At 69.0% G+C, this 15,161-nt stretch carries 17 protein-coding genes; 2 read left to right on the top strand and 15 right to left on the bottom strand.

Annotated features, from left to right (window positions below; translation table 11 throughout):
- Positions 1 to 6 precede the first annotated feature (6 nt).
- The gene (locus SK854_RS11065) at positions 7 to 1,452 is read left to right on the top strand and encodes an aldehyde dehydrogenase family protein (RefSeq protein WP_319974970.1); all 1,446 of its coding nucleotides are present in this window, start codon (positions 7 to 9) and stop codon (positions 1,450 to 1,452) included.
- Here SK854_RS11065 and SK854_RS11060 read toward each other — a convergent pair.
- The 11 genes from SK854_RS11060 to guaB all read right to left on the bottom strand — a co-directional run bounded on the left by SK854_RS11060 (position 1,447) and on the right by guaB (position 11,174).
- Positions 1,447 to 2,604 (bottom strand): FAD-binding oxidoreductase, encoded by a 1,158-nt coding sequence (locus SK854_RS11060; RefSeq protein ID WP_319974969.1) that lies wholly within the window; start codon positions 2,602 to 2,604, stop codon positions 1,447 to 1,449. The genes SK854_RS11065 and SK854_RS11060 overlap by 6 nt on opposite strands.
- A gap of 43 nt (positions 2,605 to 2,647) precedes the next feature.
- A complete protein-coding gene (locus tag SK854_RS11055) occupies positions 2,648 to 3,880 on the bottom strand; it encodes an FAD-dependent monooxygenase (protein WP_319974968.1) in 1,233 nt (410 codons plus the stop codon).
- Complete coding sequence (locus tag SK854_RS11050) at positions 3,877 to 4,836, bottom strand: MBL fold metallo-hydrolase (RefSeq protein ID WP_319974967.1); 960 nt, start codon at positions 4,834 to 4,836, stop codon at positions 3,877 to 3,879. The genes SK854_RS11055 and SK854_RS11050 overlap by 4 nt, the downstream gene beginning before the upstream one ends.
- A gap of 12 nt (positions 4,837 to 4,848) precedes the next feature.
- A complete protein-coding gene (locus tag SK854_RS11045; protein ID WP_319974966.1) occupies positions 4,849 to 6,525 on the bottom strand; it encodes a GMC family oxidoreductase in 1,677 nt (558 codons plus the stop codon).
- Positions 6,526 to 6,558: 33 nt separating this feature from the next.
- On the bottom strand, positions 6,559 to 7,098 hold the full coding sequence (locus tag SK854_RS11040; RefSeq protein WP_319974965.1) for a type II toxin-antitoxin system RelE family toxin: 540 nt from the start codon (positions 7,096 to 7,098) through the stop codon (positions 6,559 to 6,561).
- On the bottom strand, positions 7,091 to 7,411 hold the full coding sequence (locus tag SK854_RS11035) for a type II toxin-antitoxin system Phd/YefM family antitoxin (RefSeq protein WP_319974964.1): 321 nt from the start codon (positions 7,409 to 7,411) through the stop codon (positions 7,091 to 7,093). Before SK854_RS11035 ends, SK854_RS11040 begins: the two co-directional genes overlap by 8 nt.
- A gap of 110 nt (positions 7,412 to 7,521) precedes the next feature.
- Complete coding sequence (locus tag SK854_RS11030; RefSeq protein ID WP_319974963.1) at positions 7,522 to 7,716, bottom strand: hypothetical protein; 195 nt, start codon at positions 7,714 to 7,716, stop codon at positions 7,522 to 7,524.
- A gap of 16 nt (positions 7,717 to 7,732) precedes the next feature.
- Positions 7,733 to 7,960 carry a hypothetical protein gene (locus SK854_RS11025; RefSeq protein WP_319974962.1) on the bottom strand — a complete coding sequence of 76 codons (228 nt, stop codon included), beginning with the start codon at positions 7,958 to 7,960 and terminating at the stop codon, positions 7,733 to 7,735.
- A gap of 39 nt (positions 7,961 to 7,999) precedes the next feature.
- On the bottom strand, positions 8,000 to 8,347 hold the full coding sequence (locus tag SK854_RS11020; RefSeq protein ID WP_319974961.1) for a hypothetical protein: 348 nt from the start codon (positions 8,345 to 8,347) through the stop codon (positions 8,000 to 8,002).
- Positions 8,348 to 8,407: 60 nt separating this feature from the next.
- Positions 8,408 to 9,541, bottom strand: a complete 1,134-nt coding sequence (locus SK854_RS11015) for a GuaB3 family IMP dehydrogenase-related protein (RefSeq protein ID WP_319974960.1) — start codon at positions 9,539 to 9,541, stop codon at positions 8,408 to 8,410.
- A 121-nt stretch (positions 9,542 to 9,662) separates the two neighbouring features.
- Positions 9,663 to 11,174, bottom strand: coding sequence for an IMP dehydrogenase (gene guaB, locus SK854_RS11010; protein WP_319974959.1), 1,512 nt, complete (start codon positions 11,172 to 11,174; stop codon positions 9,663 to 9,665).
- Between the two features lie 142 nt (positions 11,175 to 11,316).
- On the opposite strand from guaB, the gene SK854_RS11005 reads away from it, so the two are divergent.
- Positions 11,317 to 11,700, top strand: a complete 384-nt coding sequence (locus tag SK854_RS11005; protein WP_319974958.1) for a DUF5319 domain-containing protein — start codon at positions 11,317 to 11,319, stop codon at positions 11,698 to 11,700.
- Between the two features lie 94 nt (positions 11,701 to 11,794).
- Here SK854_RS11005 and SK854_RS11000 read toward each other — a convergent pair whose 3' ends face one another.
- From SK854_RS11000 to SK854_RS10985, 4 genes are all read right to left on the bottom strand, one after another.
- Entirely contained in the window at positions 11,795 to 12,676 is an 882-nt protein-coding gene (locus SK854_RS11000) for an anti-sigma-D factor RsdA (protein ID WP_319974957.1), read from the bottom strand.
- Entirely contained in the window at positions 12,677 to 13,249 is a 573-nt protein-coding gene (locus SK854_RS10995) for a sigma-70 family RNA polymerase sigma factor (protein WP_030471987.1), read from the bottom strand.
- A 308-nt stretch (positions 13,250 to 13,557) separates the two neighbouring features.
- The gene (locus SK854_RS10990; RefSeq protein ID WP_030471988.1) at positions 13,558 to 14,154 is read right to left on the bottom strand and encodes a response regulator transcription factor; all 597 of its coding nucleotides are present in this window, start codon (positions 14,152 to 14,154) and stop codon (positions 13,558 to 13,560) included.
- An 81-nt stretch (positions 14,155 to 14,235) separates the two neighbouring features.
- Positions 14,236 to 15,129, bottom strand: a complete 894-nt coding sequence (locus SK854_RS10985; RefSeq protein WP_319974991.1) for a hypothetical protein — start codon at positions 15,127 to 15,129, stop codon at positions 14,236 to 14,238.
- Positions 15,130 to 15,161 lie beyond the last annotated feature (32 nt).

Genomic DNA, 15,161 nt, shown 5'->3' with positions numbered 1-15,161 from the left:
GTTTCCATGGACGCGTTCACACCGCAACCCAGGCCGTGCTGGGTCGCCGGCCGCCCCGAGCAGGGCGAGCAGGCGTTGGAGGTCCTCCACCCGTTCGACGGCACCGAGGTCGCCTCGGTGGCCGTACCGGGCAGAGATCAGGTGGAACGTGCGATCGCGGCGGCCGCGGCCGTCGCGAAGGAGTTCCGGCGAACACCCGCGCACGTGCGCGCCGAAGCGCTGCTGCAGGTGTCGCGGACGCTGGCCGAACGCGCGGAGGAGATCGCCGAGACGATCACCGCCGAGAACGGCAAACCGCTGAAGTGGGCCGAGATCGAGGTCTCGCGCGCGGTCAACACGTTCCGCTTCGCCGCCGAGGAGGCGCGCCGGTTCACCGGTGGGCTGCAACGGCTCGACACCGAGGCCGGTGGCGTGGGGCGGATGGCGATCGTCCGGCACGCGCCGCGCGGGCCGGTGCTGGCCGTGGCGCCGTTCAACTTCCCGCTGAACCTGGTGGCGCACAAGGTCGCGCCCGCGCTCGCGGTGGGTGCGCCGGTGATCGTGAAGCCCGCTTCGGCCACGCCGCTCTCCGCGTTGCTGCTGGGCGAGATCCTGGCCGAGACCGGACTGCCGGAGGGCGTGTTCTCGATCCTTCCCGTGCGCGGCAAGGACATGGACGCTCTCGTGCGTGACGAACGACTGCCGGTGATCTCGTTCACCGGGTCCACGAAGGTCGGCTGGTCGTTGATGGAAGCCGCGCCGCGCAAGCACGTGGTGATGGAGCTGGGTTCCAACGCGGCCGCGATCATCTGTCCTGATTGGACGGACCTGGACCACGCGGCGCAGCGCATCGCGACGTTCGGCAACTACCAGGCCGGGCAGTCGTGCATCGCCGTGCAGCGGGTGATCGTGGACCGCTCGAAGGCCGACGAGTTCGTGCCGAAGCTCGTGGAAGCCGTTGCCGCGCTGAAGACCGGCGACCCGCACGACCCCGAGGTCGAGGTCGGGCCGTTGATCGACGAGGACAACGCGCGCCGCGTCGAGGAGTGGATCAACATGGCCACCGACGTCGGCGCACGGGTGCTGCTCGGCGGCAAGCGGACCGGGTCGACGGTCGAGCCGACGGTGCTCACGGACGTGCCCAAGACCGCCAAGGTCTGGACCGAGGAGATCTTCGGGCCGGTGCTCGTGGTGTCCGTAGCGGACGGTGTGGACGACGCGTTCGAGCAGGCCAACGACTCCAAGTACGGGCTGCAGGCCGGGGTGTTCACGCGGGACGTGCAGGTGGCGTTCGAAGCCGCGGCCGAACTCGAGGTCGGCGGCGTGATCGTCGGCGACGTGCCGTCCTACCGCGCGGACCAGATGCCGTACGGCGGTGTGAAGGGATCGGGCACCGGGCGCGAGGGCGTCCGGTCGGCGATGGAGGACTTCACCGAGGAACGCGTGACCGTGCTGACCGGCATCCAGTTATAGGCCCTGCGGGAACGCCAGCACTCGGTCCGGGTCGTACCTGTTCGCGACTTCCCTGAGTCGCGCGAGGTTGCGGCCGTAGTAGGCGGTCGGCCAGTCGGGCATCTCCGGGTCTATGTAGTTCACGTACCCGGTGGTGCCCGCGCCGAGCCCGTCGCGGACGCCGGCGAGCAGTGCGCGAGCCCGTGACTCGGTCAGGTCGCCGAGGTGGACGAAGATCTGGACGCTCGCGGTGGCGTCGCGGTGAGGGAACGCCGTGGCGTCGGCCGCGATCCGTCCGACGGCGCCGCCGAACGAGTCGAGCTGGATCATGAACGGCGGCTGCCCGTCCATCAGCGCGGCGACCTTCGAACCCGGCACCGGCGCGTGCAACATCCGCGACGACGCCACGTACGGTTCGCCGGTTTCCGCAGGTCCCGCGTAGTGGCGCATCGCCTGCAGGTACGTCATCTCCTCGACTTCGCGCTCGGCCGGCGGCATGCGGTCCAGCAACCGGTGCAGGTCCTTCGCCGGTCCCACGTACGCGCCCCTGACGCTCGGCACCGACTTCGGGCCGGAGTCGACGCGCAGGCTCGTCCACAGCTCGTCCGGCGCGTCCGCGATCCACTCCTGCCAAGCGTCGACCACGTCCGCCGTGCCCTCGGGGTAGTCGAGGCCGAACACGGTCAGGCCCGGCGCGGGATCCGTGCGGAACGTGAACTCCGTGACGACGCCGAAGTTGCCGCCACCGCCGCCTTTCAACGCCCAGAGCAGGTCCGGCTCCTCCGAGGCCGTGCGCAGAACGCCGTCCGGGGTGACGATCCGCGCCTCGACGAGGTGGTCGCAGGTCAGGCCGTACTTGCGCGCGGTCACGCCGATGCCGCCGCCGAGCGCGAGTCCGCCGATGCCGACCGAGCGGCACGTGCCGGCGGGCAACGCCTGGCCCGCGGCACCGAGCGCCTCGTAGACGTCGTACATCCGCGCCCCGCCGCCGATGACCGCTGTCCGGCCGTCGATCCGCACGTCCGACAACTCCGCGAGGTCGAGGACGAGGCCTCCGTCGGGCCACGAGTAGCCCGCGTAGCTGTGGCCGCCGCTGCGTGCGGCGACCGGAATGCGTTGGCGTGCCGCGCGTTCCAGGCCCGCCTGGATGTCCTCGACCCGTGTGCACCTCACCACCGCAAGCGGTTTCCGGTGCGCGTAAAGGGTGTTCTGCGGGTCACCAGCCGAGTGCACGACGTCTCGTCTCCTCGTCGTCCGGTCCGGCGACGTGACCGTCCGGCCGGATCAGCAGGCCGTCCCGGACCGTGAAGCCAGGACCCGCCGTACGTGATCCTTCGACCAGGACACCGCCGTTCTCGTAGGCGAACGGGGTGAAGAGCTTGCCCGAGTCGATGCCCTCGCCGGTTTCGAGCGCGTGCTGCCGGTGGGCTCGTTCTTCGCGAGTGCGCGGCACGAGGAAACGCATGGTGTCGCCGGTGATGCGGAGGTTCTCGTCGGCGGCGGCACCGCGTTCGGTGTCGTAGGAGTCGAGCAGGCGCGGACCTGCCTCGCCCCTGCGGTCGGCGGCGATCTTCCAGGCCGCGTTGTCGGCGTCGCAGATGCCGGAGTTCAGGCCGCGGGCGCCGAACGGGCTCATCACGTGCGCGGCATCACCGGCGAGCAGGACTCTCCCCTCGCGGAACCGCGCGGCTCGGCGCTGGTGGAAGCGGTAGGTGGACTGCCAGACGATCTCGTACGGCCGGTCGCCGACGATCGCGCGGACGTGGTCGTCGGTGAGCTGGACGTCCTCGGCGACCTGCCAGTCGATCCGCCAGACGCCCTTCGGCTGCGGGTGCAGGAGGACCTGCCGGCCAGGATTCCAAGGCGGGTCGAAGTAGAAACGGCGTTCGGGCGTCTCGAAGTCCAGGTCGACGCGAACGTCGGCGATGATGAACCTGTCGTCGAACGAGAAGCCCTCGAACGGGATGTTCAGGAGCTGCCTGACGGTCGAGTGCACGCCGTCCGCCGCGATGCAGTGACTCGCCCTGATTCCATCCTTTGTGGACACCCCGTCATCTTGCTGGGCAAGGTTTTCAAGTGCGTGCCCGTAGCGGAGCTCGATGAGCGGTTCGGCGCGGACGCGTTCTTCCAGCAGCTGCTCGACGACGGTCTGCGGGGTGTTCACGAACGGCGGGAAACCCAAGGCCGGAGGGAAGGTCAGGGTCAGGACCTCGCGGTCGCGGTGGTAGGTGCGGCCGGTGTACCAGGTGACGCCCGCGTCGGCGACGGCCTGCCCGACGCCGATCCGTTCGAGGATCTCCAGCACGTCGCGCTGGACGCAGATCGACCGGCTGCCCGTCTGCGAGCGCTTCGGCTCCTTCTCCAGGACGATGCTGGGCACACCGGCTCGCGCGAGGAACAGCGCGGCGGCGAGGCCGACCGGTCCGGCACCCACCACCAGGACCGTCACTGCAGGGCGTCCCAGACGGCGCGGTCGCGTTCGGCGGTCCAGATCTCCGGCCAGTCCCTGCCGTCGCACTCGTCCCAGTAGCGCTTCACGTCGAACGGCAGGCAGTGCTCGAAGATCGGCCAGCGCCCGTAGCGGGCCACGAGGGCCTGGTGCGCCAGCTCGAAGGCCTGCTTGAGCGTGCCGCCCTCGGCGTGGACCCCGCCGACCGTGCGGCGCAGTTCGTTGAGGAAGTGCCTGCTCTGGTTGATGGCGGCCTCGACCTCGTAGCGGTCGCGGGCGACCTTGCCGCGTCCGCCGACCAGGACCTCGGCGCCCAGTTCCGCGACCTCGTCCAAAGTGGACGTTGCCCACTCGTCGTGGAACGCGTCACCGGTGTAGAGAGCGGCCTGCGACTCGACCAGGTCGCCGGCGAACAGGATGCGTTGCTGCGGGAGCCACGCCACGATGTCGCCCGCTGTGTGCCCGCGTCCGAGGAACTGCAGCACCAGGTCGCCGCGCTCGTCGCCGAGCGGGATCGTCATGCGGTCGGAGAACGTGAGCGTCGGCCACGTCAGGCCGGGGATCTCCTCCGGCGACTCGAAGAGCCGCGGCATGCGGCCGAACTCGCTCTCCCAGTCCTGCTGCCCGCGTTCGGCGATCAGGACCCGCGTCATCTCGTGCGCGACGATCTCCTGGGCGTCGAACGCGCTGGCCCCGAGCGTGCGCACGGCGTGGTAGTGGCTGAGCACGAGGTACCGGACGGGCTTGCGGGTGTGCTTGCGCAGCTGCGTGAGCCACCGCCGCGCGGCCGCCGGTGTGGCGCGCGCCTCGAAGCAGATCAGGAAGTCCTCGGCCTCGATGGCCGCGACGTTGGGGTCGCCTTCGGCGGTCAGGGTGTAGACGCCCTCGGCGAGTTCGACGAAGACCTCGTCCTTGGGGGCGAGGTCGGCGCTGGAGGCAAAAGGCTTTTTGGCCATGCCTCCACCGTGTCAGGACGCCTTCACGATCGGCAACCGCAAAGCGGCTGGAGCTTGATCGGGAACCGCCGGGTTCTTCGGCTTCGTCGGATTGATCCTGCGGTAGGGCAGGCTCTGCTCCGGCCGCTGGTCCTGCTCACCCTTGTTCGGCCACAGCGAGAACGCCCGCTCGGCCTGCGCGGTGATCGTGAGGCTCGGGTTCACGCCGAGGTTCGCGCTGATCGCCGCACCGTCCACAACGGACAGTCCGGGGTAGTTGAAGACCCGGTGGTACGCGTCGATCACGCCCTGTCCCTCGTCGCTCGCGATCGCGCAGCCGCCGATGAAGTGCGCGGTCAGCGGGATGTTGAACAGCTCGCCCCAAGTACCGCCGGCCATGCCGTCGATGTGCTTGGCGGCCAGCAGGTTCGCCTCGTGACCGGCCGGGATGAACGCCGGGTTCGGGTCGCCGTGCCCCTGCTTGCTGGTGAGCTTGCCGCGCTTGAGGAACGTGGTGATGGAGTTGTCGAGACTCTGCATGACCAGCAGGATCACGGTCCGCTCGCTCCACCGGTGCACGCTGAGCAGCCTCAGCAGCCGGAGCGGGTGCCTGACCGCCTGCTTGATGAACTGCAACCATCGCGGCGTGCTCAGCGCACCGTCCGTGGCGAGGGTCTGCAGCATGCCCATGGCGTTGCTGCCCTTGCCGTACCGGACGGGTTCGATGTGCGTGATCTCGTCGGGGTGGATGGAGCTCGTGATCGCGACGCCCTGAGTGAAGTCGCTGTCCGGGTCGACCGTGTAGCGCGCGGCCCCGATGATCGACTCGGAGTTGGTGCGGGTGAGCTCGCCGAGCTTGGCCGAGATCTTCGGCAGCGTCGTGGCCTTCGCCTTGTGCAGGAGCTGCTGGGTGCCCCAGGTGCCGGCGGCGATCACGACCTGGTCGGCGGTGAAGGTGGCCTTGGCCTTCCCGCCGGTCATCTTCGTGTCGATGGTCCAGGTGCCGTTGTTCTCGCTGAGCTGCGTGACCGTGGTCAGCGGGAAGACCTTCGCGCCGAGCTTCTCCGCGAGGTAAAGGTAGTTCTTGACCAGGGTGTTCTTCGCGCCGACCCGGCAACCCGACATGCAGCTGCCGCACTCGGTGCACCCGGTGCGTTCCGGCCCGGCGCCCCCGAAGTAGGGATCCGCCGCCTTCTGACCGGGCTCGCCGAAGAACACGCCGACGGGAGTCGCGTGGTAGCTGTCCTCGACCCCCATGTCCTTCGCGACCTTCTGCATGACGACGTCGCTCGGGGTCGTCGTGGGGTTCGTGACGACGCCGAGCATCCGGCTCGCCTGGTCGTAGAACGGCTCCAGCTCGTCCTGCCAGTCGGTGATGTGCGCCCACTGCCGGTCCTCGTAGAACGGCTTGAGCGGCCGGTACAGCGTGTTCGCGTACACGAGGCTTCCGCCACCGACGCCCGCACCGGCGAGCACCATGACGTTGCGGAGGGTGTGGATGCGCTGGATGCCGAAGCACCTGAGCTGCGGCGCCCACAGGTACCTGCGGAGATCCCAGCTGGTCTTGGCGAACTCGTCGTCGGCGAACCGTCGCCCCGCCTCCAGGACGGCGACGCGGTAGCCCTTCTCGGTCAGGCGGAGCGCGGCCACGCTTCCGCCGAACCCGGAGCCGACGATGACGACATCGAAGTTACCGGCGAGTTCACCCATGGATCGGAGAGTAGGCGTTACTTCCGGTAACGCCTAGTCCCCGATCGGTTCAGACGGGCGAGGAACGCTCATGAAGGCGGTCCAGAGGTCCACCGCCTGCTCCAGACTCAGCGCCGCGACCTGCTCCAGAGGAATCCCGGCGGTGTGCACGAGACGCTGCGCCAGCCAGTCGGGGACCGGCTCCCGCGGCGGGACCACCTCCACGACCACGTCGCCCGCGAGGCGACCGAGCCTGCCGATGACATCGGCCAGCTTGGCCAGCGTGGAGTCCCTATCAGCGATCGACGCGATCCTCGCAGACGCCTCGGCGTAGACCTCGGCATCCGAGCGCGCGCCCACGCACCAGATCTCACAGATCTCGATCGCGCCGTCAGACGTGACCCGGTAGACGATCCGCCAGTGGTTGCGTCCCACCACCAACTTGCGAAATCCGGTCAACTCGCCACCGAGCGGATGCCCGGCCTCCGGGTTGTCGAGCAGGATCTGGATCTTCTTGAGAACCTTGGGCACGACATCAGGGCCAAGGCGACGCAGGTCATCGACAGCCGCGTCGGTGAACAGAACTTCAGCCATCGAGCGAGTCGTCGTCCTCCACCGCCGCCAGCGACTCACGGGTGTGCCCGAACGCCGCCAGCACGTCGTCGAAGGAGGTGCGCCGCCCCGAGTCGGCAGCCGACCGCGCCAGCACGAGCGCCAGATCCCTCAGATCCGCCGCCGCTTCGTCGATCTCAGCCAGGCGACTCATCGCGACGACAGCCGCCACCGGACGGCTGTGCCGCGTGACGACTACCGGGCCACCCTGCTCGGCGTCAGCGACCAAGCCGGCGACGCCACGTTTCGTGGCCTCCGTGACGGTCAGCTCGCGAGCCTCGTGAATTGCGGTCACCTACAGAACTGTACAGAAAATCTGCACAGAAAGTCGAGGGCGTGCTGGCAGCGCTTCCGCCGAACCGGAGAGTAGGCGTTACTTCCGGTAACGCCTAGTCCCCGATCGGTTCAGCTCGGCACAACGAGTTCGGACAGCACCGCGTAGGCGATGCACACGAGAGCGAACGCGCCCACCGCCAAGGCGGCGTAGTGGGCCCAGGTCCAGGGCACCTTCACCTTGGGAGGCTTCTCTCGCTTCCCGCCCTTCGGCCCTGCCGAGCCGCTGCTGGGCACGTTCGCCGCCAGCACGTCATCCAGATCCACGCTCACTCCGGACAGCTCAGAGAACCAGGCCCTCGATCACCCACACCATGAACGCCACGGCCAGCGCCGTGATCACCAGCCCACCGCAGACGAACAGGGTCAGCATCTTCCAGCCGATGCCCCCGACTCGCTCGTCGACCTCCTCGGGCGCTTCCTCGATCTCGAACTCTTGGACTTCGGCGTCCGGGTCGATCGTGTCCACATCACTGTTCTTGCCGTCGCCGAACAAGGCATCCAATTCCACGCACAAGAGGACGCGCGGAGTAGCCGTCTGGTTGCAAGATCAGGTTTGGGCCCACGCGGCAATCGGGAGGCTGAGGTAAACGCCCACGTCAGCGAGGCCACATGCGTCGGCGATGGTCTTGCACAGGTCGTCGACTCGGTCCTGGCGGTTGGCGGCGCGGCTCTCGAACCACTTCGAGCGGACCTCGACAACGATGTCCATGCCGCTGACGTCGAACGGGCCGCGCGGGCGGAAGCGCAGTTCCACGTCGCCAGGCTGGAGGTCGCCGTCGTAGGGCTCCTCCGGGCACTCGACCGCCACCGAGACGGCGTGCGGGAGCATTGCCGCCAGTTCCTTGAGCACTGCGTGAGGGACGTGGGGTGCGTAGGTGATCTCGACGAGCGGCACGGCGTCCAGCAAAGCAGAGGGGCGCGTCCCAGCTGGAACGCGCCCCTCGACCAGTTGATCTCAGCCGCGGATGGTCAGGCCGACCTTCTGGAACTCCTTGAGGTCCGAGTAGCCGGTCTTGGCCATGGCCCGCTTGAGGGCGCCGAACAGGTTCGTCACGCCGCGCGGGTCGGCGGACGGGCCGAACAGCAGCTTGCGCAGGTCGAGCTCCTGGTCCACCGCGTCGGCGACGAGGCTGCGCGGCACAGACGGGTGCGCGGACGACGCCGTCCAGTACAGGCCCTGGCCCGGTGCCTCGGTCGCGGCGGCCAGCGGCTCGCCGAGCATCACGGCGTCGGCACCGCAGGCGATGGACTTCGCCACGTCGCCCGAGGTCGTGACGCCGCCGTCGGCGATGACGTGCACGTAGCGGCCGCCGGTCTCGTCGAGGTAGTCGCGGCGCGCGGCCGCGGCGTCGGCGATCGCGGTGGCCATCGGCACGCCGATGCCCAGCACCGAGTCGGTGGTGGTGACGCCGGGCGTGTAGCCGTAGCCGACGATCACGCCCGCCGCGCCGGTGCGCATGAGGTGCATGGCGGTGCGGTAGTCGCCGACACCGCCGGCGATCACCGGGATGTCGAGGTCCGCGATGAACGACTTCAGGTTCAGCGGCTCGCCGTCACGCGACACGTGCTCCGCCGAGATGATCGTGCCCTGCACGACCAGGATCTCGACGCCCGCGGCCAGCAGGTCCGGCGTCAGCTCGGCAGCGCGCTGCGGGCTGACGCGGACTGCGACCGTGACGCCCGACTCGCGGATCTGCTTGACCGCCTCGGCGATCAGGTCCATCCGCAGCGGGGCGGAGTGCAGCTCCTGCAGGACCTTCACGGCCGCCGCCGGGTCGTCGCTGTCCTCGGTCGCCTGGACCAGGCGGAACAGCGCCTCGTCCACGTCGCCGTGGCGGGCCCAGAGGCCCTCGGCGTTGAGCACACCGAGGCCACCGAGCTCACCGATCGCGACCGCCGTGCCCGGCGACACGATGGCGTCGGTCGGGTGGGTGATCAGCGGGATGTCGAAGCGGTAGGCATCGATCTGCCACGTCGTGGAGACGTCCTTCGACGACCTCGTCCGACGCGACGGGATGATCTCGATGTCGTCCAGCTCGTAGGCCCGCCTCGCGGTCCGGCCCATGCCGATCTCGACCAGATCGCGCACCTGTGGTTCTCCTTCGTCCAGGGGTCTGGGGGCCGCCCCCAGAGAAAACACGGCGAGCGAACGTGGTCCGCGCTTTCTGCGGACACACGTCGCCCTGAGCGAGCCCAACGGCCCGCAGACCCTAACGGGTGGTGTAGTTCGGGGCTTCGACGGTCATCGTGATGTCGTGCGGGTGGCTTTCCTTCAGGCCCGCCGCGGTGATGCGCACGAGCTGCTGGTTCTGCAGCTCGGCGATCGTGTGGGAGCCCGTGTAGCCCATCGCCGCGCGCAGGCCGCCGTTGAGCTGGTGCACGACCTGCGACAACGGGCCGCGGAACGGCGTGCGGCCCTCGATGCCCTCGGGGACGAGCTTGTCCTCGTTGAGCACGTCGTCCTGGAAGTAGCGGTCCTTCGAGAACGACTTGTTCTCGCCACGGGACTGCATCGCGGCCAGCGAGCCCATGCCGCGGTAGGTCTTGAACTGCTTGCCGTTGACCAGGATCAGGTCGCCGGGCGCCTCCTGGGTGCCCGCGAGCAACGAGCCGAGCATCACGGCGGACGCGCCGGCCGCGATGGCCTTGGCGATGTCGCCGGAGTACTGGATGCCGCCGTCACCGATCACCGGCACACCGGCAGGGGTGCAGGCGAGCGACGCCTCGTAGATCGCGGAGATCTGCGGCACGCCGACACCGGCGACGACGCGCGTGGTGCAGATCGAGCCGGGACCGACACCGACCTTCACGCCGTCCGCGCCCGCGTCCACCAGAGCCTGGGCCCCGGCCCGCGTCGCGACGTTGCCGCCGACGACGTCCGCCGAGTCGCCGAGCTCCTTCTTGATGCGCGCGACCATCTCCAGCACGCCGCGCGAGTGCCCGTGGGCCGTGTCGACCATCAGCACGTCGACGCCGGCCTCGGCGAGCGTCATCGCGCGGACGAACGAGTCCTCGCCCACACCCACGGCGGCGGCGCACAGCAGGCGACCGTCCGGGTCCTTGGTGGCCATCGGGTACTGCTCGGTCTTGACGAAGTCCTTGACCGTGATCAGGCCCTGCAGCTTGCCGTCGCCGTCGACGATCGGCAGCTTCTCGACCTTGTGCCGGCGCAGCAGGCCGAGCGCGGCCTCCGCTGACACGCCGACCTGCGCGGTGACCAGCGGGCCCTTGGTCATGACCTCGATCACGCGCTTGGTGTGGTCGAGCTCGAACCGCATGTCGCGGTTCGTGATGATGCCCACGAGCTTGTTGTTCGAGTCCGTGACCGGCACGCCGGAGATGCGGTAGCGCGCACACAGCGCGTCGACCTCGGCCAGCGTGTCGTCGGGAGAACAGGTGACCGGGTCGGTGACCATGCCGGCCTCTGACCGCTTGACGGTCTCGGCCTGACGGGCCTGGTCCTCGATGCTCAGGTTGCGGTGCAGCACGCCGATGCCGCCCTGACGTGCCATCGAGATCGCCATCCGGCCCTCGGTGACCGTGTCCATTGCGGCGCTGGCCAGCGGAATCCTGAGGGTGATGTTGCGCGAGATCCTGGTGCTCGTGTCGACGCCACTCGGAACGACGTCGGACTCGGCAGGCAGCAGGAGCACGTCGTCGAAGGTCAGTCCCAGCATGGCGAACTTCTGCGGGACTCCATCAGCGTTGAGCTCGCTGGTCATAGCGGGTGACATGCCTTCCGTCGTGCGGTCTGCGCTCTGCCTGCCCTTTTGGGGTCCTGCGTGTCCAGTTTCCGCAGGCGGAGGCGGTGCGACCCATGGTATCTGGACGACCGAGGGGGTACGGCGGGTACCGTGCGGGGTCGTGCCGCACGACGCGTTGCCACCAGACCCCTTCGCGGGTGACCCAGAAGACCCCGCACTCTCTCTGGGCGAACCGCACCACGACCACCCCCCGATGGACGAAGACGAGCGAACAGAGCTGGTCAGCGACCTGAGCGACCTCGCCGTCTACCAAGCGCTGCTGGAACACAGAGGCGTGCGCGGCATCGTCGTGGACTGCGGCGAGTGCGAGGAACCGCACTATCACGACTGGGCACTGTTGCGAGCCTCACTCGAACAACTCCTCGCCGACGGCCGCATGCGCCCGCACGAGCCGGCCTTCGACCCGAACCCCGGCGCCTACGTCAGCTGGGAGTACTGCCGGGGATACGCGGACGGCGTCACGGCCAGCGAGTCGGCCCGCTGACCGCAGGACCGGTCACATTCCACCTGACGTGTGAACGCCTGAGCATGTGAACGGCCCCTGACCTCGAAGGATCAGGGGCCGTTCACACTGCGTCTCAGTTGGAGCCGGTCGTCTCGCCGATGGTCTCACCGGCGGTGCCGGTCGACCCGCTCTCGCCACCGGGGTCCGGCGGAGGAGGCGGCGGCGGGTTCTCCCCGCCGTTCGACGTCGGCGGTGCCGGAGTCTCCGACGAGGGCGGCGTCGACGGCTGCGTGGTCGACGGCTCGGTCGACGGCGTGGAGGACGGCGTCGTGGGCTCCGAAGACCTGGTCGGCTTCGGCGGCTTCGGCGTCGTCGTGGACGGCGGCGTCGAGGTGTTGGTGTCGAGCTCCTTCTCGAGCTCCTTGTGCTTCTCCTCGAGCTTCTGCTTGCCGTCGGCCGTGGACACCGACTCGAGGCTGGCGCCGATCTTGTTCAGCTTCTCGCGGGCCTCGTCGACCTTGCCCTCGCGCAGGGCGAGGCGGGCCGACTCGAGGTCGGTGTTGATGATGGCCGCTGCCTCGATCGACTTCGCGTGCTCGGAGTACAGCACTCGCGTGAGACCCCAGAGCGCGTCGCCGGGCTGGGCGTCGCGGGCCACGAGGCTCACGCCGGTGAAGGCGATGGCCAGGACCGCCGCGGCGCTCGCCAGCGGGATCAGGAAGCGGTGCCTGCTCACCGGCTGCGGGCGCGCGGCCTGGATCGTGGCGATCGCCGTGTCGGTGTCGACGAGCTCGCCGAACGGCTCGGTCTCCACCTCGTTGCGCCATGCGAGCAGCAACGCGTTCAGCTCGTCGTCGGCCACATTGCCGGCCGCGCCCGGTGTCGCCGACCCCAGCGCGTCCAGCAGCCTGTCATCAGCCTGTACAGCCGAAAGATCATCTGCGACGGGTTCGTGCGGGGCTCTATCGTCCTGTCCGCGCACTTCCTCGTCGTCCTTCCCGTGTTCGTCGGCCACTCAGACCACCTCCTCCGCTGCCAGCGACTTGCGCAGCCGAGCCAGCGCACGGTGTTGCGCCACCCGAACCGCACCCGGAGTCGAACCAACCGCCTCGGCAGTTTCCTCGGCGGACAGTCCGACCACCACCCTCAACAGCAGGATCTCCCGCTGCTTCTCCGGCAGGACGCGCAGTAGGACGGCCATCCGGTCGGAGAGTTCGCCCTGCATCGCCCGCTGCTCCGGACCAGCTTCGGTCTCCGGCGCGTCGGGAACTTCGGGAACGGGCTCGGAGCGATTCCTGGCGGCAGACCGATGTGCATCGGCGACCTTGTGCGCCGCGATCCCGTACACGAACGCGAGGAAGGGCCGACCCTGATCGCGGTAGCTGGGCAATGCCGTGAGCACCGCGAGACACACCTCCTGGGCCACATCGTCCGCCGAAGCGAAGCTTCGCTCCTGCCTTCCAACTCGGGCGCGGCAGTACCGCACCACCAGAGGACGAATGGAGGCCAGCAGGCGTTCGATCGCCTGGCGGTCGCCGTCGACGGCCGCGCCCACTTCGGCGTCCAGTCCGTCCCCCAAGTTGGTCATCGCAGACAACAGCCCTGGTGTTACTTGTTGGCGTACCGACATAGAACAGCACGAGTCACTCACAGCGACTCGTTGCAGCGCCTTCACCGTACCGGTCTTCAGGACTTCTGTTCATAGGCGGGGTATGGACACCCCGCGTGAACAGCAGACACGCCCGAACGACTGACAGCCCGGCGACATTGTCACCGGGCTGGGCTAATTGCGCGACCTGAAGAACCACCGGCCGCGTGAGTGAGCCCTCTCACGCCACCGGCCCCGCTTCCCCACATGCGGCATATGAGGACGCGGGGCCGGTGCGGCGAGAGCGACTACTGAACGAGGCCTCGCCGGAAGCCGTGCGCGACCGCCTGAGCGCGGTCACGAACACCGAGCTTGCGGAAGAGACGACGGGCGTGCGTCTTGACCGTGTCCTCCGACAGGTAGAGCTCGCGGCCGATCTGGCCGTTGCTCTTGCCCTGGCTCATGCCACGCAGCACCTGGAGCTCACGCTCCGTGAGCTGCACGCCCGGGTCGGAGGGCTGACGAGGTGCCGGCACCGAGGTGCTGGCGAGCGTGTGCGCGAGGGCCGCCACAAGCTCGGGACGCGACGCGTCCCACCTCAGATAGCCACGAGCACCGCCGGCGATCGCCGCGGCGATGCTCCCGGCGTCGTCGGGGGCTCCGAAGACGATGACGTTTGCCTGCGGATTCGCTGAGACGAGCCGACGGGTAGCTTCAACCCCGGTCGGGACAGCGCGCTGAGTTCCCACCAGCACGACGTCGACCGGCTGCCTTGAAAAGCGAGCCAACAACTCGTCACCGTGCGCTACGCAGTCGATGCGGCTAACCCCGGGGACAGCCGACATCACGCGGGTGAGACCCTCCCGCACACTGCGCCGGTCGTCGCAAATAAGGACCGTGGTCACGGGGACTCCTTTCCTGCAGCCGAGTGACGTTCCATCTCCCCTATCGGACGCTGGCGGCCCAACCTTGACACGATCCGGTGCTTAATCCGTCAAGAAGTTCGTCTGAGGGTCTGCGTTCGGGGGTTCCCCGGAACGGAGCAGCCCGGTCGGCACCCACGGGGAGTCAAGGGCGACCTGTCGGCTGACGGCATCAGCTCTGCGTAACACGCAGCTCAGGGCCTCCGTCGCCCGGTCGATGGCGATTGCGCCCACCGTGGGGGCATGGCCCGCCAGGACGAGAGCGCTCGGCCAGATCAACGGATGAAGTCCCTTCGCGGCGCTGTGATTTAGCTCACACTCGACCAGTTCAACCCCGCGGTTCAGGCCGTCGGGTGTCCCCCACACGACCAACGAGGTGCCCAGAACGAGTGCCGACTTGAGCTCGTGCCGGAGCGCCTTTCTGCTCGTCGCCACGGCGTGGGCGACCTCAGCGGGCGCCACCGCGGCCTGCGCGCGGCCGGACGCCAGCTCAATCTCTGCGGATACCCAGCCCTTGCGGACCTCACTCCTCCACGAGTGCGTCTCAACTCGTGCGAGCAACCCGCGGGCCTCTTCCAGGCGTTGAGCACCCAGCGAATCGGCCGCGAGACCGAGCAGGGCGTCCGTCCGGGCGCCTGCGGCGTCGATCCCGTCCGGGTCACCGCGGTCCGCTGACTGGACGCGGGCGAGCGCCGCGCCGTCGAGGGGACGGGCGAGGTGATGGGCGCCCAGCTGACGGTGGTGCGACGCGCGAGTCGAGAGGGAGAGGGACGCGATCACCGGGTCGGGGTCGTGACGGAGCGCGTCCAATGTGGTGGCAGCGGCCGCGTAATGGCCCCGACCACCCAGAACGACGGCCGCGAGCCACCGGGCGCGAGAGCTGGGGGACGCGAGCGCGGACCAGACGTCGAGATCGGGTGAGTCACCGAAGGCGGCTCGGCGCAGCTCCTCTTCCATCACGGCGAGGAGTCTGCCGTCAGATGAGGAAC

It is taken from the genome of Lentzea sokolovensis (assembly GCF_033949975.1).
Lineage (GTDB): Bacteria > Actinomycetota > Actinomycetes > Mycobacteriales > Pseudonocardiaceae > Lentzea > Lentzea sokolovensis.
This window is presented reverse-complemented; position numbering and strand designations above follow the sequence as displayed.